The 21,697-nt window shown below is 72.5% G+C and carries 16 protein-coding genes; 1 reads left to right on the top strand and 15 read right to left on the bottom strand.

Annotated features, from left to right (window positions below):
• Window positions 1-14: 14 nt before the first annotated feature.
• The 10 genes from B4915_RS11375 to truB form a co-directional block, all read right to left on the bottom strand.
• On the bottom strand, window positions 15-845 hold the full coding sequence (locus B4915_RS11375) for a ComF family protein (RefSeq protein WP_181158563.1): 831 nt from the start codon (window positions 843-845) through the stop codon (window positions 15-17).
• Window positions 846-968: 123 nt separating this feature from the next.
• Window positions 969-2,669, bottom strand: a complete 1,701-nt coding sequence (locus B4915_RS11370; protein WP_245907468.1) for an LpqB family beta-propeller domain-containing protein — start codon at window positions 2,667-2,669, stop codon at window positions 969-971.
• Complete coding sequence (gene mtrB / locus B4915_RS11365; protein WP_245907467.1) at window positions 2,669-4,360, bottom strand: MtrAB system histidine kinase MtrB; 1,692 nt, start codon at window positions 4,358-4,360, stop codon at window positions 2,669-2,671. Before mtrB ends, B4915_RS11370 begins: the two co-directional genes overlap by 1 nt.
• A 3-nt stretch (window positions 4,361-4,363) precedes the next feature.
• Window positions 4,364-5,047: an MtrAB system response regulator MtrA gene (gene mtrA, locus B4915_RS11360; RefSeq protein ID WP_105805932.1), complete on the bottom strand. Its 684-nt coding sequence runs from the start codon at window positions 5,045-5,047 to the stop codon at window positions 4,364-4,366.
• Window positions 5,048-5,132: 85 nt separating this feature from the next.
• Window positions 5,133-5,570: a metallopeptidase family protein gene (locus B4915_RS11355; protein ID WP_181158561.1), complete on the bottom strand. Its 438-nt coding sequence runs from the start codon at window positions 5,568-5,570 to the stop codon at window positions 5,133-5,135.
• A 31-nt stretch (window positions 5,571-5,601) separates the two neighbouring features.
• Window positions 5,602-6,996 carry a DUF5719 family protein gene (locus B4915_RS11350; protein WP_105805931.1) on the bottom strand — a complete coding sequence of 465 codons (1,395 nt, stop codon included), beginning with the start codon at window positions 6,994-6,996 and terminating at the stop codon, window positions 5,602-5,604.
• Window positions 6,993-9,866 carry a glycosyltransferase family 2 protein gene (locus tag B4915_RS11345; RefSeq protein ID WP_105805930.1) on the bottom strand — a complete coding sequence of 958 codons (2,874 nt, stop codon included), beginning with the start codon at window positions 9,864-9,866 and terminating at the stop codon, window positions 6,993-6,995. The genes B4915_RS11350 and B4915_RS11345 overlap by 4 nt, the downstream gene beginning before the upstream one ends.
• 62 nt (window positions 9,867-9,928) lie before the next feature.
• Entirely contained in the window at window positions 9,929-10,261 is a 333-nt protein-coding gene (locus B4915_RS11340) for a WhiB family transcriptional regulator (protein WP_105805929.1), read from the bottom strand.
• Window positions 10,262-10,517: 256 nt separating this feature from the next.
• Window positions 10,518-10,874 (bottom strand): hypothetical protein, encoded by a 357-nt coding sequence (locus B4915_RS11335; protein ID WP_105805928.1) that lies wholly within the window; start codon window positions 10,872-10,874, stop codon window positions 10,518-10,520.
• On the bottom strand, window positions 10,871-11,836 hold the full coding sequence (gene truB, locus B4915_RS11330) for a tRNA pseudouridine(55) synthase TruB (RefSeq protein ID WP_105805927.1): 966 nt from the start codon (window positions 11,834-11,836) through the stop codon (window positions 10,871-10,873). The genes B4915_RS11335 and truB overlap by 4 nt, the downstream gene beginning before the upstream one ends.
• 42 nt (window positions 11,837-11,878) lie before the next feature.
• On the opposite strand from truB, the gene B4915_RS11325 reads away from it, so the two are divergent.
• Window positions 11,879-12,766, top strand: coding sequence for an HhH-GPD family protein (locus tag B4915_RS11325; RefSeq protein WP_105805926.1), 888 nt, complete (start codon window positions 11,879-11,881; stop codon window positions 12,764-12,766).
• 44 nt (window positions 12,767-12,810) lie between these two features.
• On the opposite strand, the gene rbfA is transcribed toward B4915_RS11325, so the two are convergent.
• The 5 genes from rbfA to B4915_RS11300 all read right to left on the bottom strand — a co-directional run bounded on the left by rbfA (window position 12,811) and on the right by B4915_RS11300 (window position 21,654).
• A complete protein-coding gene (gene rbfA, locus B4915_RS11320; protein ID WP_105805925.1) occupies window positions 12,811-13,308 on the bottom strand; it encodes a 30S ribosome-binding factor RbfA in 498 nt (165 codons plus the stop codon).
• 153 nt (window positions 13,309-13,461) lie between these two features.
• A complete protein-coding gene (gene infB / locus B4915_RS11315) occupies window positions 13,462-16,131 on the bottom strand; it encodes a translation initiation factor IF-2 (protein WP_105805924.1) in 2,670 nt (889 codons plus the stop codon).
• A gap of 75 nt (window positions 16,132-16,206) precedes the next feature.
• Entirely contained in the window at window positions 16,207-16,464 is a 258-nt protein-coding gene (locus tag B4915_RS11310; protein ID WP_105805923.1) for a YlxR family protein, read from the bottom strand.
• A 177-nt stretch (window positions 16,465-16,641) separates the two neighbouring features.
• On the bottom strand, window positions 16,642-17,637 hold the full coding sequence (nusA, locus tag B4915_RS11305) for a transcription termination factor NusA (RefSeq protein ID WP_105805922.1): 996 nt from the start codon (window positions 17,635-17,637) through the stop codon (window positions 16,642-16,644).
• A gap of 72 nt (window positions 17,638-17,709) precedes the next feature.
• Window positions 17,710-21,654, bottom strand: a complete 3,945-nt coding sequence (locus B4915_RS11300; RefSeq protein ID WP_105805969.1) for an FtsK/SpoIIIE domain-containing protein — start codon at window positions 21,652-21,654, stop codon at window positions 17,710-17,712.
• Window positions 21,655-21,697: the final 43 nt, after the last annotated feature.

Here is a 21,697-nt window from a genome sequence, read left to right as displayed (position 1 = left end):
ACCTCCCAGGGGACTCAGGCGGGCGAGCCAGTGTGGCGCACCGTCACGCCTTTCGGGAACTCTACTCCACCCGGCGAGCGCGATTCCACCGGTGGATTCTCAGTCAGGGGCCCGCGCGTGTCGTCGCGCTCGACGGCGCACAGAGCCACCACCGCGACCACCCTGGCGCCCGCCGCGGCGAGCGCGTCGCGCGCTGCGAGCGCCGTCGCCCCGGTGGTGATCACGTCGTCCACGAGGATCACCTCCCGCCCGCGCAGCACCGCGCGCCGGGAAGCCCGCACGGCGACCCGGCCGGCGTTCTCGGCGCGGCCGGCCGCGTCGAGCCCCTGCTGGCTGCGGCGGCCCCGGGTCACGCGAAGCGCGCGCACCCGCAGCGCCGCCACCCTCGGCTCGCCGGAAGGGGCGGCGGACCCGGGCCGGCCCGGGCTGCGCCCCCGCCCGCGGACGGCACGATCCAGCAGCACCTCCACGTGCGCGTAACCGAGGCGGCGCGTGCGCGCCCGGCGCGAGGGCGCCGCGACGATCACCGGGGGCGCGGGGCCCGAGCAGCACCCGAGCGCCGCGAGCAGCGGCTTCCTGAGCTCCGGCCCGAGATGGCGGGCGAACCCCGCCCGCCCGCCGTGCTTGAAGGCGAGGAGCATCGACCGCAGCGCCCCGGAGTAGGGCCCGCGGACGAAACAAGGGATCCCGAGCTCCGGGCGCACCGGATCGCCCGGACGGCGCAGCTCGACGAGGCAGGGCAGGCAGCAGTCCCGGTCAGGCGCGCCGCAGCACACGCAGGCGGTGGGCCAGAGGAGCGCGAGGAGATCCTGGCCGAACTCACGGAGCAGCGACAATGAAGACATGCTCCCATGGTCCGACGACATGGCGCCGCGGAGCCGGGCCCGGGCCCGATCTGTGGAGGAATGACGCGGCACCGCCCGGAACTGCCGGATGTGGGCGACGCGCTCCGCCGGCGCGGCGTCGCCTCATCCGCGCTTCGCGAGCAGGGCGACGTCGTCCTCGGTGCTCTGCCAGCCGCCGCTCTGCGGCGCGAAGAGCCCGCCGTCGGCGCTCAGCACGCGCAGCTGCGTGCGCCCGCCCCCGCCGCTCAGCTCGACCCCCTGCGGCACCGAGCCCTGCGGGCTCGCGAACTGCCCGGGCCCCGCGAAGGTGACCTTGCTGGCCCCGCCCTCCCGCGTGAGCGTCGCGAAGCGCAGCTGCCCCATCCAGTCGAGATCCACCGGGGCCCCGGCAGCCCACAGCTGCACCTCAGCCTCCTGCGTCGTCCCCACCGGCACGCCGTTCTCGTCCCGGATCACCCCCGCCACGAGCACCTGGCTCCCCCCGTCACCGGCGACGAGCGCGGCGATCCGCGCGCCGTCCGGCGAGACCCGCACCGCCGCGACCTCCCGGCCCGACAGCCAGGGCGCCGGGATCTCGGCCGCTCCGCCGTCGGAGGATCCGGTCACGCGCAGCACCGCGGGCTCCGCGGCCGAGACCGTCCACACGTAGCCGAGCAGGTCGAAGGAGGGCGGAAGCAGCTCCGGCCGGTCGTCGACGGGCAGTGCCCGGTCGTCCTCGAGCAGCGTCACCCCGTCGGGATCCAGCATCGCAGCGGACTGCCCGCCCGGGGAGAGGGTGATGGCGAGCGGGTCGAAGCCGGCGACCGTCGCACCGAAACCGTCGAGCGGGCGCAACTCGCCCGAGACGATGGGACCGAACTCCTCGCCGATCAAGACGACGGGGTCGGAGAGCTGGCCGACCTGACGGGGCGCTCCGCCCTCACCCTCCGGGGTTTCCCGCAGGGGCGCGCCGTCGACGAACAGCTCCACACCCGACACGCCGCGCACCGACTGGAGCGTCGCCCTCAGCTGTGCCCGCGCACTGCCCGTGGCGAGCGGCCCCGCCTCGAGCATCGCCCCGCTCAGGTCGATCCGGGCGGTCCCCTCGTCCACCTGCACCGAGTTCCCCACGAGCTCCGTCCCCGCGGGGAATCCGCTCGTCACCACCTGCGCGAGCGGCTCGCCCGGCCCCTCGAGCAGCGCCGCCACGAGCTCCGTCGCGAGCGAGGGACGGTTCGGGTACCACCGGGTCTCGGGCACCAGCACGTTCCCCGGCCCCACGAAGTACAACTGGTGCGAGGACCAGATCTCCGTGAAGGTGGAGCTGTCGAGGATCACCCCGGCCGGCGCCGAGGAGATCCTCCACTCCTCCCCCACCCGCTCGAACTCGAAGCGCATCTCGGTGCTCGCGCCCGGCTGCACCGGGAGCATCGACCCCTGCGCGTCGACCTTCGCCACCGCGGAGAGCGACAGCACCCCGGCCGTGTCGCCGTCGCTGCGGAACGGGCGGCCGCCCTCGAAGACGAGCACGCCGAAGGACGGATCCCACTGCGCGGCGTACTCGGCCGTCAGGAACTCCCGCGCGACCGAGTAGTCATCGCTCGGAGAGGTCGCCGCGTACAGGAACCCCTGCACGAGGTCCTCCTGAGTGGCGCCGGCGACCGGCCCAGGCGGGGTGTACTGGACCTGCTGCTCGGCCTGCGTCAGATCGCTCAGGCCGGCCGCGACCGGCCCGCTGCTCGGGATCGTGGCGCAGCCGGCGAGCGCGAGCAGCGCCGCGAGGGCCCCCCACCGCACCGCCCGCGCCGCACGCACCGCTGCACCGCAGCGTGACGCACGCATCATCAGCGTCCCTCCTTCCGGACCCGGCGCCACGGCCGGTGCAGCCACCCGCCGGTGCTGCGCGTGTCGTCGCCCTCAGCCACGTCCTCGGGAACGAGCGGCAGCGGCGACATGAAGTCGGTCACGCTGTCCCTGCGCGGCAGCGTGAGCCTGAAGTTCGAGCCCTCTCCGAGCCGCGACCAGACATCGAGGATGCCGCCGTGCACGGCCGCGTCCTCGCGCGCGATCGCGAGCCCCAGTCCCGTGCCGCCGAGCGTGCGCTTGCGCGAGGGATCCGCCCGCCAGAACCGGTCGAACACGTGCTCGGCGTCGCTCTCGCTCATGCCGATGCCCCAGTCGCGCACCGTGATCGCGACCGCGGACGCCGAAGAGTCGATCGAGACGACGATCGGACCGCCCTCCCCGTGCTCGATCGCATTGCCCACCAGATTCGACACGATCCGCCGGATGCGGCGCGCGTCGACGTCGACCGGGCTGTAGCCTCCGAGGGCGCGCACCTCGATCACCCCCTTCGAGAGCGGCTGCAGGCCGTCGACCACTTCGCGGGCGAGGCTCACCAGGTTCGTGGCCTCCGTGTGCAGCGTCACCCGTCCGGCGTCGTAGCGGGAGATCTCCAGCAGGTCCTCGAGCAGCGACTCGAAGCGCTGCACCTGCGCGCCCAACACCTCGACCGCGCGCTGCTGCCCCGGCTCCCGCTCGCCCGCGGAACCCTGCAGCACCTCGCTCGCGAGCCGGATCGTCGTGAGCGGCGTGCGCAGCTCGTGGGAGACGTCCGAGACGAAGCGCTGCTGCATCTCGGACAGCTGGTCGAGCTCGCGGATGCGGGCCTGCAGCGTCTCCGCCATCTCGTTGAAGCCGTCGGAGAGCACGTCGAAGTGCTCGTCGTTCTGGCGCGGCATGCGGGCGTCGCTCTCGCCCGAGGCGAGCCGCCGGCTCGTGTCCGCCGCCGCCCGGATGGGACGGAAGACGATGCGGGTCATGATCCAGACGAGCACGCCGATGAACGCCATCATCGCGGCGCCGGCGATGAGCAGGGTGCGCTGCACGAAACTCAGGGTGTCTTGCGTGTCGGCGAGGTTGTAGCCGATGAACAGCTCGTAGGTGCCGGCCCCCGCCGGGAACGCCAGGGTCGAGCCGACGACGATCCCTGGCGAGGGGGTCCCGTCGTCCGCGACGAAGGTGACCGGCTGCCAGTGCTGCGTCCCGTCGGCGATGGCACGCGACAGCTCGGTGCTGACGGCCGGCGGGAGCATCGGATTGGTCGAGGAGGGCGGCGGCGCCGCGGGGAACGCCGCCTGACCCGGCTGCCGCCGCAGGTACACCATCTGACTCGCGGAGGTGTCGCGGACGGCATTGCGCACCGAGCCGGTCAGCGTCGACAGCCCCCCGCTGTCCGAGGCGTCCGAGGCGTCGATCCAGCGCTGCGCCGCCAGGGTGGCGCGCGCGGAATCCTGCAGCGCCTGATCGCGACGCGAGGAGTACAGGTCACCGCCGACGCTCGTGATGATGAACACGCCGGAGACGAGCACCACGAAACCGGTCACGAGACCCGTGATCGTCATGGTGCGCACCATCAGCGAGCGCCGCCAGCGCGCCCGGAACGGCCCCAGCACCGGCTGCGTCAGCCGGATCCACCGCAGCCGCAGCCGCCGCAGCACCGCGGAGCTGCGGGAGCGGCCGCGCACCCTCGCCACCGCCTAGTCGACGGGCGCGCCGGCGCGGTACCCCACGCCCCGCACCGTCGTGACGATCGTCGGACGGTCGGGATCCTGCTCGATCTTCGCGCGCAGTCGCTGCACGTGAACGTTGACCAGCCGCGTGTCCGCCTTGTACTGGTACCCCCACACCTTCTCGAGCAGCACCTCGCGGGTGAACACCTGCTGCGGCTTGCGCGCCAGGATCGCGAGCAGGTCGAACTCCAGGGGCGTGAGCGGGATCGGCTGCGAGCCGCGGCGCACCTCGTGCGCGGAGACGTCGATGGTGAGATCGCCGATGCGCAACGTCTCCGCGGCGTCCTGCTGCGGCTCGCGCAGCCGGGCGCGGATCCGCGCGACGAGCTCGGCCGGGGTGAACGGCTTCACCACGTAGTCGTCGGCGCCCGCTTCGAGCCCGCGCACCACGTCGCGGGTGTCGGTGCGAGCGGTGAGCATGATGATCGGCACGCCGGACTCGGCACGGATCGCCTCGCACACCTCGATCCCGTCGAGACCCGGCAGCATGACGTCGAGCAGCACCAGATCGGGCCGCGACTCGCGGAACCTCTCGAGCGCCTCCGCACCGTCGGCCGCGCTCTCCGTCCGGAAGCCCTCGCCCTGCAGCACCATGCCGAGCATCTCGGCAAGGGCCCTGTCGTCGTCAACCACCAAGATGCGCGCGCTCATGGATCCCATTATGACCGCTCAGCCCCGGAAGGGCTCTACCTCCCGCGCACGAGTCGGCGACGCCGTGCGCCGTCCGCGCCCGCGGCTAGTAGTGGTCGAAGCGCCCCGGGAGCAGCTCCCAGGGTTCGCGCCCCAGGTACTCGCACACGGCCTGGTACACGCAGTGCTCGACGAAGTACCGCCGATGCTCGTCGTCGTCGACGTGCAGCCCGCGGGCGCGCTGGATGGGAACCCGGTAGAGCATGATGGTCCGCGCCCGCCGATCCACCGAGTAGAGCAGCGGAAAACGGCTCTCGTGCTGCCCGCTCGGGGCGGTCTGGAAGCCGAAGCGCACACCGCGCAGCTCATCCGGGAGATACGACTGCAGCAGCTCCACCGCGGCGCGCGCATCGGCCTCGAAGCGGAGGTGACGCGCACCGGGATCGGGCAGCTCCGGCCCGGTGAGCGAGGAACGCGGCGGCCGCCGGCCGTGGCGGTGACGGACGCGGGACGGACGGCGGGTCCTGCGGTCGCGTCCGAACATGAGGCCCAGTCTAGCGAGCAGCCTGGAGCGGCTACCGCGTGTAGACCGTCAGTTCTCCCTCGCGCGCGTCCGGCGCGAGCACCGGGTACGCGGCGATCGCCCCCTTGCCGAGCACCCGGACCCCGGCGGAGACGGGTTCGCTGCTCGTGAGCACGGCCGTCGCCGGCGAACGGACCAGCACGCTGCCGCCGGCAGGCACCCGCACCGTGGCGGGATCCCCCGAACCGTCGGCGCGCGCCACGCGCCCCCGAGCCTCTCCCCCCCCGGCGTTCGCGATCACGGGGCGCCCCCCCGCCACGACCGGCGCCGCGACCGCCTGATCCGCCGCGATCGGCGGGGCGGGAGTCACCCACTCGTAGTCGTGCCGCTCATCGACCGTCGACGAGCCCAGCGCCGCCGCGAGGACGGGGACGTCGGCCTCCACGGCGAGGGCGTGCGCCCCCTCCGGCCAGCTCACGATCCGCAGCTCGGCGACCGCGTCCCCCGCGAAGTCGACCGTGCCCAGCTCGACGCTGCCCCCGTCGCCGAGCGCGCGCAGCCGCGCCGTGCCGCTCCCGCCGTCCGGCGCGAAGACGCGGACGATCACGGGGAACTCGTCGCCCTCGCCGGCATCGCTCGCGTGCAGGGAGTCGTGGTCGCTGACGTTCGCGATGCCCGGGAGGACGAGCTGCTCCTGAGGCCGGCCCTGCCGGGTCACCGAGGAGACCGCGAAGGGCGAGATCCCCTCGACCTGGCCGATTCCCAGCCCCGCCGTCACCGGCGCGCCCGTGCTCACGACCCGCACCGCCACCCGCTCGCGATCCGGCGCATAACCGCTCAGCGACACCGTCTGCTGGCTTCCGGGCGCGACGAGCACCCCGGCCGATTGCACGGAGTCCACCGGACCGTTCTCGTCGAACACCTCGATCCGCACGGTGGCCGGCACCTTGCCCGGGTTGGCGAGACTCAGCGTCGTCGAGATCCCCGCCGAGGTCCCTCCGCCGAGCAGCCACTGCTCGTTGAGCGGCTCGGCGCAGGCGCTCGCGGCAAGGCCGCGGAGGTTCTCGGTCTCGACGCTCTGGAGCTGCGCGGCCGCGAGCGGCTCGGAGAGCGGCGCCGTGAACGTCGCGGGAGCCCCCTCATTCCCCTCGGGCCGGGTCAGCGCAGCCGCGGCGGCGGCGCCCGAGACCACGACCGAGGGCTCGCCGCGCGGGATCGCGACGCTCGGACGCGCAGGATCGGCGCCCAGCTCCGCGAAGGAGCCCGCGCACACCAGCGTGCGCGAGGAGTCCTGCGTGGTGTCGACCGTGATCGCGGCGGGTTCGCGGACGACCTCGGGCAGCGACGCGCCGCCGAGCAGCACCACGGCTGTCGCGCACACGCCCACGACCACCGCTCCGGCGACGGCCCGGGCGCCGCCCCTGAGCAGACGGGATCCCTGGCTCATGCCTGCACCGCCTTCCGCTTCGGGCGCCTGCGTTTCTCCGGACGCCAGGTGACCTCGCCCGTGGGGAGGGCGAGCAGCAGCACGCCGAGCACGACGAGCAGCTGGAACGTCCAGATCGTGTGCCCGCTGAACGAGGTGCCGCCGAGCTCCGTCGCGGCGTCGCCCGGCACGGCGCGCTCGGTCTCCGGCTCGGTGACCCGCCACAGCAGTCCCTGGCGGGTGAGCCCCGCCCCCGCCAGCGCATCGTGCTGGTCGAAGACCCGCTGCAGCTCGGCCCGCTCGGCGTCGTCGCCCCCTTCCCGCAGCAGCACGAAGCCGATCCGCTCATCGCGCAGCTCCCCGCGCAGCTCGTCGCCGCCCACGCTGGCGAGCCCGCCGACGAGCTCCGCGATGCGAGCGTCGGCGGCGCCGGTCTCCGCGGAGCGGAGTGTCGTGCGCACCGCGTCGAGACGCACGCCGGCGCCCTCCACGAGCTCGGCCCGCACGCTGCGCGGGGCTTCCGGGGTGATGACCAGGGTGCGGACGCCGGGATCGCTTTCGCCCGCCGCCTGCACGAGGGCCGGCATCTGGGCGCTGCTGGGCTGGAAGGGAACCTGTCCGAGCAGCAGCTGCGCGCCCACCGGCGCCACGGCGAGCAGGCTCCCCGCGAGTGCGAGCGCGACGACGGGACCGGCCGCACGGCGCAGCGTGTCGGCGCCGACGGCGGCGAGCCCCAGCACGGCGATCCAGTAGAGGGCCAGGCCGGAGCCCGTCCACAGCGGCACGCTGACCGCGCCGGCGGTGGTGAGGTGCAGCTGCCCGGCGGCGATCGCCGTCAGCATCCCGAGCCCGCCGAGGAGCGCGTTGAAGAGGGTGACCGCCACCCGCCCGGTGAAGAGGCCGAGCAGCGCGAGGAGCGCGAGCGGGAGCAGCAGCACCCCCACGAGCAGGGTCGCCGGGGGCGCCCCCAGGCCGATCGCGTCGAGGATGCCGGCCCAGCCGTCGAGGCCGAACTCGGGGAAGCCGAGCAGCAGGTGCCGGGTCGTGCCCGCTTCGAAGGGCGTCACGATGCCGGGATCCAGGATCAGGTCGAGCGGGCGGCCGTCGACGAGGCTCGTGACGAGCTTCGGGGCGAACAGCGCGAGCGGCACGAGCGCCGTGGTGAGGACGCGCGCGATGCCGCGCAGCGTCGTGAACAGCCCGGCGACCAGGAGGACGAGGGCGGCGGGGATGAGGATCGGGGCCGCGGCGAGGGCGACGGCGGCGAGCAGCGAGGCCGTGCCCGCCCAGCTCCAGGACTCGCGGCAGCGCGTCGCGGCGAGCAGCAGCCAGGGCAGCACGACCGTGAGCACGAGCGTGGGGAGGTGGCCGCCCTGCAGCGAGCCGAGCAGCACCGGGCTCAGCGCGAAGCCGAGGCCGAGGAGCGCGCGTGCGGCGCGGGACTCGGTGAGCTGCGCGGCCCAGATCCAGGCGCCCAGGGCAGTGAGCGGGATGGCCGCGACCATCAGGAGCACGAGGGCGTGGGACGGGTTCCAGAAGGTGACGGTGCCCAGAAGCGCCAGCACCCAGGTGAAGGGGTCGGCCGGGACGCCATCGAGGGTGCGGGTGTTCCACCACAGGCGGTCGATGGAGTTGAGCGGCGCGAGTCCGCCCCCGAAGAGGCTGGTCTGCGGCAGCGCCCACCAGCTGAGCGCGAGCGCCGCGACGGCCGCCGCCACGAGCACGGCGAGGCCGCCCGAGGAGACGAAGTGCAGTTCCCTCCGCTGCTGTCCGGTCGATGCGAGGATCGCCTCGCGATCGATCATGCGAGCGGTGCGGACCGACTTCGGATCGATGCGGAGCTTGCGGATGGCCGCCCATCCCGCCGTCGACTGCTGCCGGATCCGCCTGCGCGAGGCGAGGATCGCGTGCGGCCGGAAGAAGACGGTGAAGGCTGCCGCGAGCTCACCGAGCATGTTCCCGGGCTGCTCGCGGATCAGCGCCCAGAGCACGCGCAGCACCCCGTAGACGGGGAGGCCGAGCCACTCGAGGAACGCCACCCCGGGCGGCGCGTACGCGATGCGCCGATGCAGCTGCGAGGTGCGCGCCTGCCGGTGGGCGGCACGGAGCACGGCGCGGCGCCGATCGATCCGCGGCCCGGCGACGCCGCTCTGGGCGAAGCGCACGCGCGACTGAGGCGAGACCTCGACCCGGTACCCGGCGAGGCGGGCGCGCACGCAGAAGTCGAGACCGTCATCGTAGACGGGCAGCGCTGGGTCGAAACCGCCGAGCCGTTCCCAGACATCGCGTCGCACGAGCATGCCCACGGGACCGACGCCGAGCACGTCCTGCAGATGGTCGTACTGCTGCTGGTCGAGCTCCTGACGGCGCAGCGTCCAGCGGGAGCCGTATCGGGTGAGGCTCTGTCCGAGCTCGATGATCCGCTCCGGATGGTCCCAGTCGACGAGCTTGGGCCCCGCCACGGCGACCGAGGGGGCGCGCTGCACGCTGCTCACGATGCGCTCGAGCGCCTCGGGCTCGGGGCAGGAGTCCTCGCTGAGCAGCCACAGCCACTCCTCGGCGCCGTCGTCGCCGGCTCCCCGCACGCCGGCCGCCTCGGCTCTCGCATCGGGGGCTCCCGGCTCCATGCCCGGAGCGTGCGCGCCCGCAGCCTCGGCGGCTTCGACACCGCGCGCGACCGCCTGGCCGAAGGAGACGCGGGCGGGAATCCCGACCACCCGGGCGGCTGCGCCGCTGTCGAGCAGCTGCCGGCCCACGCCCTCATCGCCGCCGTTGTTGACGGCGACGATGCTCGCGGGCTGGAAGGTCTGCGCGGCGATCCCGGCAATGGTGCTGTCCAGCCACTCGCCGCCCCGTTGGGCGACCAGGATGGCGGTTACTCTCGTGCGCATATCGCGCTCAGTCTAGGTGCGCGGGCGGGGCGGGGGCTGGAGCCATGCTGGGCGCGGCGGATTCAGATCGCCTCGCGGCGCAGCTTGCGGCGCTCGCGCTCCGAGAGCCCGCCCCAGATGCCGAATCGCTCGTCGTTCTCGAGCGCGTAGTCGAGGCACTCCGAGCGCACCTCGCAGCTCTCGCAGATGCGCTTGGCGTCGCGGGTCGATCCGCCCTTCTCCGGGAAGAACGCCTCGGGATCGGTCTGCGCGCAGAGGGCATCGGCCTGCCACGCGATAGACTCGTCATCTTGCCGCACCCCGGGAACGCCGAGGAAGACCGGGTCCACGAACCAGTTGCCGGGAACCGGGCTGTTCCGCTGGCCCTGCTGCGGAGTGTGCTGCGAATCGCTCACCGATCGCTCCTTCCGCCTGGTTCCCGAAGATCGGACGTGCGCCCGAATACTCACATAATTACATCGTTGTGATTCGCTCAAGTCAAGCCGGAAAGCATAAACCCTCAAGAAGCGCTTGAGGGTAGAGACACGCAGGCGTGTCGCGATTGTGGCGATCCGACCCCGCGTCCCCGCCCCGAGAAGCCGCTCGCACACCGAACGCCGCCCCTGCGCCACGCGGCGCCCAGGCGACGGCGAAATCCGCGCGGCGGGGGCACTAGCCCCAGATCACGAACATCCGGTACGTCATGACGGCGACCGACAGGTGCACCACCGCGAGCACCAGATTCGCCCACCTGCTGCGGTCGATGAGCGCCCAGAAACCCGCCCCGAGCGGCAGCAGCAGCGCCACGATCAGGTACATCCAGAACTCCAGCGGATCCCCCCGCGCCGGATTGCCGGCGAGCGGCTGCACGATCGAGATCACCACCTGCGCGAGGAGCATCAGCGCGACCAGCACCGTCGCACCCATCGTGAAGTCGTCGGGCGTCCGCCGCCGCATCGCCGCGACGAGACAGAGCACGGCCGAGAGCAGCGCGACACCGATCAGGGCGACGCCGAACCACGCGATCACGAGCCGGCCCCCCGATCCGCATCCGGCGTCGGGAAGTTCGTGACCACCCGCGAGCGACCCCCTCGCACCTCGACGAGGCCCACGAGACGCCCCTCCGGCGAGACCGCGGCGAGCAGCCGTGCATCCGCATGCCCCTCCAGCTCCAGCCGCTTCCCGTGCCCGAGATCCACCGCCTGCTCCCCGCTCAGGCGCAGCTCGGGGAAGAGCGCCCTCGCCACCTCCGCGGGTTCGAGCAGCCGCTCCACGCGCCCCTCCGCGAGCGACGGCGTGGGAGTCGCCTCGGTGACGTCGAAGGGACCGACGCTGGTGCGGCGCAACGCCGTCAGATGCCCGCCGACGCCGAGGGCCTCACCCAGATCGCGCGCGAGCGCCCGCACGTAGGTTCCGGACGAGCAGCGCACCGTCGCGTCCACGTCGAACACCGCGGCACCGTCGTCCGTCGTCGCGGGCCGCGGAGCACCGAGTTCGAAGGCATGCACCGTCACCGGCCGCCTCCGCAGCTCCACCTGCTCCCCCGCGCGCACCCGCTCATAGGCGCGCCGCCCGTCGACCTTGATCGCGCTCACCGCGCTCGGCGCCTGCTCGATGTCCCCGGTCAGCGCGGCGACGGCCGCCGCGATCCGATCCGGCGCCTCCGCGAGCGCGGCGACGTCCGACGGCGCCGCCGTGCGCAGCGTCTCGCCCTCGCGGTCGTCGGTGACGGTGGCCGCGCCGAGCCGGATCGTCGCCGTGTAGCGCTTGTCGAGCCCCACGAGGTGCGTGAGCAGCCGCGTCGCCGCCCCGGCGCCCAGCACGAGCAGCCCCGTCGCCATCGGATCGAGCGTGCCGGCGTGCCCGACCTTGCGGGTGCCGAGCGCGCGGCGCGCCTTGGCGACGACGTCGTGACTCGTCCACCCCTCGGCCTTGTCCACGAGCAGGATCGCTCCCTGAGCGGGAAGCGGGATCGGGGCCTCGTCTCTCACCCCACCAGCCTAGTGTCCCGCGCGAGATCCTAGACTGGGAGCGTGCAGCAGAAGGGGGCCGTCGCGCAAGCGCTCATCGAGTGGTACGGACACGCGGCGCGGGACCTCCCCTGGCGCTCTCCGACGGTCACCCCGTGGGCGGTGCTCGTCTCCGAGTTCATGCTCCAGCAGACGCAGGTCGACCGCGTCCTGCCGCGCTGGACGGCGTGGATCGAGCGCTGGCCGGCCGCCTCCGCGCTCGCCGCCGAGGAGCCCGGTGAAGCCGTGCGCGCCTGGGACCGCCTCGGCTACCCGCGCCGGGCGCTGTGGCTGCACCGGGCCGCCGTGGAGATCGCCGAGCAGCACGGGGACCGCGTGCCCTCGGAGGTGGACGAACTGCTCGCACTCACCGGCATCGGCCCCTACACGGCCCGCGCCGTCGCCGTCTTCGCCTTCGGCGAGCGGCACCCCGTCGTGGACACGAACACGCGGCGCGTGATCGCCCGCGCCGTCCACGGACGCGCGGCCGCCGGCATGCCCTCCCCCGCAGACCTCGCAGACATGGAAGCCCTCCTGCCCGCCGGCCGGGCCGAGTCCGCCGTCTTCAACGCGGCCGCCATGGAGCTGGGGGCGACCGTGTGCACGGCGCGCGCACCCGCCTGCGCCGAGTGCCCCATCCGCGAGTGGTGCGAGTGGCGGGGCGCCGGCTACCCCGACAACGCCCCCGCGAAGCGGCCCCGCCAGGCATCCTTCGCCGGGAGCGACCGGCAGGTGCGCGGACGCATCATGGCGCTGCTGCGCGCCGCACGCGGACCCGTCCCGGTGGCGGATGCGCTCGAAGCCGGGGCAACGGGCGGCGAGCGCGACCCCGGACAAGCCCGGCGCGCCTACGACTCGCTGATCGCAGACGGCCTCGTCGTCGAGGTCGAGGGCGCGGCCCGCCTGCCCTGAGCAGGCTCTCGCGTGTTGCTGAACCCCGCGCGCTGCGGCGCGCCCTAGTCCCGGGTCTCGTCCTCGCGCAGCTCCGCCTCGTCGAGGCCGTCCGCATCGATCTCCGCGTCGGCCTCCGCATCGAGCTCACGCGGCTTCACATACGGATCGGCCTCACCCGCGTACTGGGCGTTCGCCGCGAGCGCCGCCGCCTCCTCGTCACGCCGCTTCGCCTCGTCCAGCAGCTCGGTGAGGTGCTGGGCGCTCTCCGGGAGCTCGTCGTGGATGAACTCCAGCGTGGGGGTCAGGCGCGTCCCGAGCTGCTTGCCCACCTCGCTGCGGAGCAGCCCCGTGGCAGCCCGCAGCGCCGCGCCGGAATCCGCCTGCTCCTGCTCGTCGCCGTAGACCGTGTAGAACACGCTCGCGTGCTGCAGATCCCCGGTGACGCGCACATCGGTGATCGTGACGAAGCCGAGGCGCGGATCCCGCAGCCCCTTCTCCAGCCTGCGCGCGATGATCTGCTGGATGCGCTCTGCGACCTTGCCGGCTCTCGGATTGCTCATGAGCCCAGCCTACCGCCGCAGGACTGCGCGCGGACGGGTGTTCACTCTGCGCGAGCGGCCCCATCGAACGGTCCCATAGAGCGGTCCCGGACAGACGAGGGGGCGGATCGGGATCCCGATCCGCCCCCTCTGCCGTGACACATCACGCAGGGATCAGCCGCGCGGCTTCTCCACCATCTCGGTGGTCTCGATCTCGTCGCCCACCTGGATGTCGTTGTACTTGCCCAGGCCGATGCCGGCCTCGAAGTCCGTCTTCACCTCGGTGACGTCGTCCTTGAAGCGACGCAGCGACTCGATGGCCAGGCCGTCGGCGATCACCACGCCCTCGCGGATCACGCGCGCCTTCGCATTGCGCGTGATCGTGCCGCTGCGGACGATGACGCCCGCGATGTTGCCGAACTTCGAGGAGCGGAACACCTCGCGGATCTCGGCCACACCCGACTGCACCTCTTCGAACTCCGGCTTGAGCAGGCCCTTGAGCGAGCTCTCGATGTCGTCGAGCGCGTTGTAGATGACGTTGTAGAAGCGGATGTCGATGCCCTCGCGCGCGGCGCGCTCGCGGGCCTTGACATCGGGACGCACATTGAAGCCGATCACGATCGCGTTGTCGATCGTGGCGAGATCCACGTCCGACTCGGTGATCGCGCCCACACCGCGGTGCAGGATGCGCAGCTGCACCGAATCGTCGACCTCGATCTTCATCAGCGACTCCTCGAGCGCCTCCACGGCACCCGACACGTCGCCCTTGATGATGAGGTTGAGCGACTCGACCTTGCCGTCCTCCAGCGCCTTCGTGAAGTCCTCCAGGCTGATGCGCTTGCGCGCCTTCGCCAGCTGGGCATTGCGCTCGGCTGCCTCGCGCTTCTCGGCGATCTGACGGGCCGTGCGGTCCTCGGAGGTGACGATGAAGTTGTCGCCCGCGCGCGGCACGCTCGACAGACCCTGCACCTGCACCGGACGCGAGGGCAGCGCCTCGGTCACCGGCTCGCCGTTCTCGTCGCTCATCGCGCGCACGCGGCCGTAGGCGGTGCCCGCCACGATCGCGTCGCCGACACGCAGCGTGCCCGACTGGATGAGCACCGTCGCAACCGAACCGCGCCCCTTGTCGAGCTTCGCCTCGATGGCGACGCCGCGAGCGTCCTTGTCCGGATTGGCGCGCAGATCGAGGCCCGCGTCCGCGGTGAGCAGCACCGCGTCCAGGAGCTCCGTGATGCCGATGTTGTTCTTCGCCGACACGTCGACGAACATGACATCGCCGCCCCACTCCTCGGCCACCAGGCCGAACTCGGTGAGCTGCTGGCGGACCTTCTCGGGGTTCGCGCCCTCCTTGTCGATCTTGTTCACCGCGACCACGATCGGCACGTTGGCCGACTGCGCGTGGTTCAGCGCCTCGATCGTCTGGGGCATGATCCCGTCGTCGGCGGCGACCACGAGGATCGCGATGTCCGTCACCTGCGCACCACGCGCACGCATGGCGGTGAACGCCTCGTGACCCGGGGTGTCGATGAAGGTCAGGGCGCGATCCACGCCATCGTGCACGGTGTGCACCTGGTAGGCGCCGATGTGCTGCGTGATGCCACCGGCCTCGCCGCCGCCCACGTCCGCCTTGCGGATCGCATCGAGCAGGCGGGTCTTGCCGTGGTCCACGTGACCCATGACCGTGACCACCGGAGGACGTGCGACGAGCACGTCGTCGCCCTCCTCCTCCAGCTCACCCTCGATGTCGATGTCGAAGCCCTCGAGCAGCTCGCGATCCTCGTCCTCGGGAGAGACGATCTGGATCTTGTAGCCCAGCTCGTCGCCGAGGATCTCGAAGGTCGCCTCGTCGAGCGACTCCGTCGCCGTCGCCATCTCGCCGAGGTGGAAGAGGATCGTCACGAGGTTCGAAGCGCTCGTATCGATCTTGTCGGCGAAGTCGGAGAGCGAGGCGCCGCGACGCAGCCGGATCGGCGTGTTGCCGTCACCGCGAGGAACCTGCACGCCGCCGATCGACGGGGCCTGCCGCATCTCGAACTCTTGCCGCTTCGCCCGCTTCGACTTGCGCGCCTTGCTCTTGGAACCGCCACGGCCGAAGGCGCCGGCAGTGCCCGCACCACGACCGCCGCGACCGCGACCGGCGAAACCGCCACCGGGACGAGGACCGGCGAAGCCGCCGGCGCCCGGGGCGCCACCGCCACCAGGACGGTTGAATCCGCCGCCACCGCCGGGACGCCCGCCGCCGGGGCGCGCGCCGCCCGGACGACCGGCACCCGCGCCCTGCGGGCGCGGCGCGGGCCGCGGGATGTTCCCCGGATTGGGACGATTGCCGCCACGGCCCATGCCCTGGCTCGGCGCGAAGGGGTTGTTGCCGGGACGCGGCGGACGCGGAATGCCCATCCCCTGGCTGGACGCGAAGGGATTGTTGCCCGGACGCGGGCCGGCGGGCTTCGGAGCCCCCGGCTTCGGAGCCGACTTCGCGGCGGGCTTCTCAGCTGCGCCGCCCGGCTTCGGAGCCGCCTCCGCGGCGGGCTTGGGCGCCGGGGCGGGCTTCTCCGCCTGCTCCGCGGGGGGAGCCGGCTCCTCGGCGCGCGGCGCAGCCGGCTTCGGGCCCGGCTTCGGGCCCGCGGGCTTCTTCGCCGCGGGCTTCGGCGCCGCGGCATCGTCCGACTTCGACTGGGTCACCCCGTCCGCCTCGAGGGCGGCCTTGACCTTGCGCGCCACCGGGGGCGCGACTGCCGACGAGGACGCCTTGACGAACTCGCCCATTTCCTTCAGCTTGGCCAGGACGACCTTGCTATCGACACCGATCTCCGCAGCGATCTCGTGTACGCGTGGGTTTGCCACTTTTCTCCTGTCTGGGTTCACGCCAGACAGGCGAGAACCATTGATTAACGGACGGGTCTCATCGTGAGCCGCTCATTAGTTGTCCATGAGTGTTTTCAGCCTGTTCTCTAAAGGGCTGGCGTCGGGCTTCCCCGACACCTTCAGCGCACGCGCGAACATGCCGCGCGACACCGCTCGATCCAGACACTGAGCCGTGGGATGCACCCAGGCTCCCCGCCCCGGAAGCACCGCACGATCGTCGGCCACCAGCCGTCCATCCTGAAGCGCCACTCGCAGCAGTTCCGTGCGCGGGGCGCGCTTGCGACACGCAACACAGGTCCGAACCGAATCCATCTTACCAGCTTCCCACCTCCGGCTGCGCTGGGCGAAACCAGGGTTCCGTTGCGGCCACGCCGGCTCCCCAGCCGGATTCAATCATTCATGATTGAATCCGGCTGGATGTCTGTCATACGGACGTTCCCCGTCGCGCCTGTGGGCGCTCCGGGAAACGCGCAAAAATCGACATCCGATTCAATCATTCATGATTGAATCCGGCTGGATGTCGATTTTTGCGCCCGTCAGCTTGGCGGCGAGGCGGGCGTTCTGACCCTCCTTGCCGATCGCGAGGGAGAGCTGGAAGTCGGGGACCAGGGCGCGCACCTGCTTCATCGACTCGTTCAGCATGAACACATCCGTCACCTTCGCCGGCGACAGGGCGTTCGCCACGAAGGTCGGCAGCTCCGGCGAATAGTCGACGATGTCGATCTTCTCCTCGCCGAGCTCGCTCATCACGGCTCGCACGCGGCTACCCATCTCGCCGATGCAGGTGCCCTTCGCATTGATGCCGCTCTGCTTCGCACGCACCGCCACCTTCGTGCGATGCCCGGCCTCGCGTGCCAGCGAGACGATCTCGACGAGGCCCTGCGCCAGCTCGGGCACCTCCCGCTCGAAGAGCTTGCGCACAAGGCCCGGGTGGGTGCGCGACACGACCACCTGGGGCCCCTTCGTCCCCTTCGACACGCTCGTCACATACACCCGCATGCGCGTTCCGTGCGGGTACTGCTCACCGGGCACCTGCTCCTCCGGGGGCAGGATCGCCTCCAGCTCTCCCAGGTCGATGTGCACCATCCGCGGGTTGGGGCCCTGCTGCACCACGCCGGACAGGATCTGCCCCTCCTTGTCCTTGAACGCCCCCAGGACGGCGTCGTCGGTGAGGTCGCGCATGCGCTGACTGATGACCTGCTTCGCCGCGCTGGACGCGACCCGGCCGAACTCGTCCGTGGTGACGTAGGCCTCGCCGATCACCGCCCCCTCATCGTCGACCTCGGGGACGAGCACGGAGATGTCGCCGGTCTTCCGGTCGAGGGTCACTCGCACCTGATCCTCGCGCGGCACGGACAGGCCCTGGTTCTCGGCGTGGCGCAGATAGGCCGAGCGGATCGCCTGTTCGATGATCTCGGCGAGCTCCTCGAAGGGGATCTCCTTCTCGCGCTCCAGCCCGCGCAGCATGGCAAGGTCGATCTTCACGGTGGTCTCCTCGGGGTATTGAAATGTCTATTCAGCTGTCGCCGGGCGCTCACACAGCGCGCGGCAGGCCACCTAGGATACCCCACCCCTCTCGAACCGTTCCGCGAGCGCCACCTGCACCGGTGTCGCCCGCCCGTTCTCGACCGCGAAGCCTCGGCCGGGAGGAAAGTCCGCCCGCTTCACCCTCCCGAACGACTCGCGGAACGGCGTCTGGCTCTCCTGCTCGTCCGGCTGCAGCGCCACGCCCCAGTTCGGCTGCCTGAGCGCGGAGAACAGATCCCAGACCGTGGCACCCGCGCCCTGCTCGAACTCGAACAGCACCAGAACCTGAGCGCGCCTCGCGATCTTCGCCAGCGCCACCAGCGCGGGCAGCGCGCGCGTCCCCTCCGCCATGGCGGGCCGCTCGACCGCGATCACTCCCCGCGCCGCCGCCGCGGGGAAGACCAGGGGCTCGGCTTCCGCGGCGCCGGCATCTGCGGACGGCGCGGCGATCCCGCCGCCGATCGGAGTGCCGATCGCTCCGCCGATGCCGCCGATCCCGCCGATCCCGCCGATCCCGCCGCCGATCTGCGTCGCCGTCGTTCCGGAAGACGTGCCGCCGAGCGCGAGAATCAGCCGGTCCGCAAGCTCCGCCACCGCGTCCGCTCCCCGGGCGAGCAGATCCCAGCCGCCCACCCGGGCGAGACCGTCGTCGACGAGGGTGAGCAGCGCCGTCTCCACCGGCTCACCCCGCTCAGCCGCCCAGCGCCGCACCGCCTCCACGCAGCTGAGGAGCGCGGCGGACTGGCCCGATGCCGCAGGCCCTGAGATGACGCCCAGTCCGCTCGGAGGCAGTGCGACGGGCGTGAGATTCTGCGTGTCGATCCCGTACACCGGCCTGCCGCCGCTCTCGGCCGGGAGCTTCTCGAGCTCCACTCGTTCGGGCGCGTTGCGCACCACGGGGGCCGGCGGCACCCCGGTCTCGCGCAGCCGCACCGCGAGCGCTTCGAGGCTCTGCGCCTGGGCGGCGAGATCCCCCGCTCCTCCGAGCAGCGCGATCTGCACCTCCTCGGTGTCGCCCGCCAGCACCGCGCGCCCCGAGGGGGCGCCATCCAGGGTGTCGGCCGCCACGCCCAGCTGCGCATAGTCGTGCGGGTTCGCGAGCCGCATCACGAACTGCTGCTGCAGCGTCGCCGCCATGCTCGCGGGCAGCGCCCCCGGCCGATCCGCGGTGATCACCACGTGCACGCCGACGGCGCGCCCGGTCATCATGATCTCGCTGAGCATCTGGGCGTGACCGGCCGGCCCGCCGAGCGTCTCGCTTGCCTGACGAAACGCGCCGAAGCCGTCGATCATGAGCACGACCCGCGGTTCCCGGTCTCCGCCCGGCGTGCGCCGGTAGGCGTTGAGGCCGGCGGCCCGTACGGCGGCGAAGCGCGGACCGCGCTCGGCGATCAGCTCGGTCATGCGCCGCAGCACCCGGCTCACGAGCTCGGCGTCGGCGAGCGGGGCCACCGCGCCCACGGTAGGCAGCACGCCGAGCGCATCGAGCGCGCCGCCAGCGGCGTCGATCGCGTAGATCTGCACCGGATGGCGCTCCCCCTGCGCGCTCAGCGCCGCGGCGAGCGAGATCAGCGCGCTGGTCTTGCCCGCACCGCCCGCCCCCAGGAACGACAGGTTTCCGCAGGCTTCGAGATCGACCGCCACGGCCCGCTGGGACTGCGCGGCGGGCTCGTCTCGCAGGCCGATCAGCGCCGCATCCGGCGACCGCTCGGCGTCCGAGCCGTCGGGCGCGGGCAGCTCCCGCAGCGCAAGCCGTGCGGGCAGGGCGTCGAGCCAGGGCCGTCGCGGTGCCGCGAGCCCGGCTGCCCGTGCCGCCGCGACGATGCCGTCCCGGAGCACCTCGATGTCCCGCGGCTGCCGGGTGCGCTCGCGGACCGGCCGCAGCGGCTCCGCGGGGATCGGCCAGGGCTCCCCCTCGGTGAAGTCGAGGGATCGCACCTCCACCCGGGATTCGGGGGCGACCTCGGAGGCCCGCCCGCCCAGGTAGCCGGTCTGGAAGTGGCCGATCTTGCCAGGACCCACCTTGATCGCCCCGCGCCCGGGCGTCCCCGCGTCGAAGTACGCCGCGTCCTTCACTCCGATCACGTCGCTGCTGTCGGCCTCGTCGGCCATGCGCAGGGCCACACGCAGATTGGTGTTGGCGCGTAGGTTGTCCTTGATCACCCCGGCCGGGCGTTGCGTCGCCATGATGAGGTGCAGCCCGAGGGAGCGCCCCCGCTGCGCGACGTCCACGACGCCGTCGACGAACTCGGGGACCTCTCCGGCGAGCGCCGCGAACTCGTCGATCACGATCACGAGCGCGGGCGGCGCCGCCGCGTCGGATCGCCGCTCCATCGTGATGAGGTCTTTCGCCCCGTGGGCGGCGAGCAGTTCTTCGCGGTGGCGCAGCTCGGCCCGCAGTGAGATCAGCGCCCGTCGCACGAGGTGAGGGCTGAGGTCCGTGACCAGCCCGACGGTGTGCGGCAGCTCGACGCACTCCGCGAATGCGGCGCCGCCCTTGTAGTCGACCAGCAGGAAGGTGAGCCGCTCGGGGCTGATGCGGGCCGCGAGGCTCATGATCCAGCTCTGCAGGAACTCCGACTTGCCGGCTCCCGTGGTGCCTCCGACGAGCGCGTGCGGCCCGTGGAGCCGGAGGTCGATGACTGCCGGGCCATCCGCGCCCTGCCCCACGACCGCGGCGAGCGCGGTCGGCTCCCGCTCGGCCCCGGCGACCCACTGGGAGGTGAGCGTGCCGGAGTCCGCCCAGGCCTGCAGGATCGGTGCGGCCCCTCCGATCAGCTCGGTGCCGTGCAGTTCGCGCAGCTGCACCGACCGGGGCAGGTCGCTCTCGTCGAGCACCCGCGCGCTCGTGTCCTCGACGGGGGCGAGATGGCGGGCGAGTTCGAGCGCCTCAGGAGCGCTGAGGAACTCGAGGCGCTGCAGCGGAACCGCCGCGCCGGTCCGAACGAAGCTCACCGTTCCTTCGGCGCCGCCGAGCTCGACGAAGGTGCGGCAGGCCGCGGGGAGCGACGCGCGCTCGCGGGCGACCCAGATGAGGTGGATCCCCCGGTCCGGTCCTGCTTCGGCGAGGCCAATGAGCCGCGACTGCTCGACTCGGCCGTCGTCGAGCACGAGCACGATCACGGCGGGGATCGTCGGCAGCTCCGTGACCGCCTCTCCCTGGCCCTCGTCATTGCGGGTCTCGGCGTCGAGGTGTGAACGCACCGTCCGGCGGCCGGACGCCGCCGCGGACCGTGCTTCGATCAGCGCTTCGAGCGCGATCAGCAGGCGCATCGAGCCGCGCTCGTCGTCGGCGAGCTGCCAGGCGGGCAGCGGGCTGGTGACCGCGTCGAGGTGCGGCAGCCACTTCAGCCAGCTCCACTCCTCCGCCTGTTCGGGGCTCGCGAAGCAGGCGATGGCCAGCTCGCTGGGCGAGTGCAGGCCGGCGAGCTGCAGGACCAGCGAGCGGGCCAGGCCCTCCGCCCACAGCCGCTCGCCCGCGACGCCGATCGAGCCGCAGCGGTCGAGGCGTTCGAGCACGGGGACCGGCGACACCTCGAGGAACTCGTCCGCGATCCCGCTCAGCCGTTCCCACTGCGCGTGTTCGGCCTCGCCGCGCGGGGGGAGACGGATCTGCGTGCGACTGGGCAGCGTGCCCTCCCCGAAGCGCAGCTCGAGGAAGGATCGATGCTCGGGTCTGCGGGTCCACAGCAGGCTGTTGCGCTCGCGGATGGCGGCGGCGATCTCGGGGAGCGTGGGGGTCTCAGCGGCACGGATCTCGATCTCGCGGCTGCGCAGCGCGGTCAGCTGGGCCCGCTCGGCGTCGAGGCTCGCCGCGAAGCCGGCCAGTTCGCGCTTCTGCTTGCGCCTGCCGCCGAGTGCGCCGTCGAGCCACGATCCGATCATCATCAGCGGCGAGAAGACCACCATCATGAGGCTCATCGGCGAGCGGGTGATGGCGTACATCGCTCCGCCCATCATTGCGGGTGCCAGCATTGCGAGGATCGGGATCCGGTTCGGCGTCGGCGGGGCGGGCGGC

Source organism: Leucobacter massiliensis, from assembly GCF_002982315.1.
GTDB lineage: Bacteria > Actinomycetota > Actinomycetes > Actinomycetales > Microbacteriaceae > Leucobacter > Leucobacter massiliensis.
Note: the sequence above shows the minus strand (reverse complement) of the source record. Positions and strands in the feature narration are given on the sequence as shown.

Coding starts and splice junctions, on each gene's coding strand:
- B4915_RS11375 (WP_181158563.1), bottom strand. CDS start 845: ATGTCTTCATTGTCGCTGCTCCGTGAGTTCGGCCAGGATCTCCTCGCG.
- B4915_RS11370 (WP_245907468.1), bottom strand. CDS start 2,669: ATGATGCGTGCGTCACGCTGCGGTGCAGCGGTGCGTGCGGCGCGGGCG.
- mtrA (WP_105805932.1), bottom strand. CDS start 5,047: ATGAGCGCGCGCATCTTGGTGGTTGACGACGACAGGGCCCTTGCCGAG.
- B4915_RS11355 (WP_181158561.1), bottom strand. CDS start 5,570: ATGTTCGGACGCGACCGCAGGACCCGCCGTCCGTCCCGCGTCCGTCAC.
- B4915_RS11350 (WP_105805931.1), bottom strand. CDS start 6,996: ATGAGCCAGGGATCCCGTCTGCTCAGGGGCGGCGCCCGGGCCGTCGCC.
- B4915_RS11345 (WP_105805930.1), bottom strand. CDS start 9,866: ATGCGCACGAGAGTAACCGCCATCCTGGTCGCCCAACGGGGCGGCGAG.
- rbfA (WP_105805925.1), bottom strand. CDS start 13,308: ATGAGCAATCCGAGAGCCGGCAAGGTCGCAGAGCGCATCCAGCAGATC.
- B4915_RS11310 (WP_105805923.1), bottom strand. CDS start 16,464: ATGGATTCGGTTCGGACCTGTGTTGCGTGTCGCAAGCGCGCCCCGCGC.
- B4915_RS11300 (WP_105805969.1), bottom strand. CDS start 21,654: ATGCTGGCACCCGCAATGATGGGCGGAGCGATGTACGCCATCACCCGC.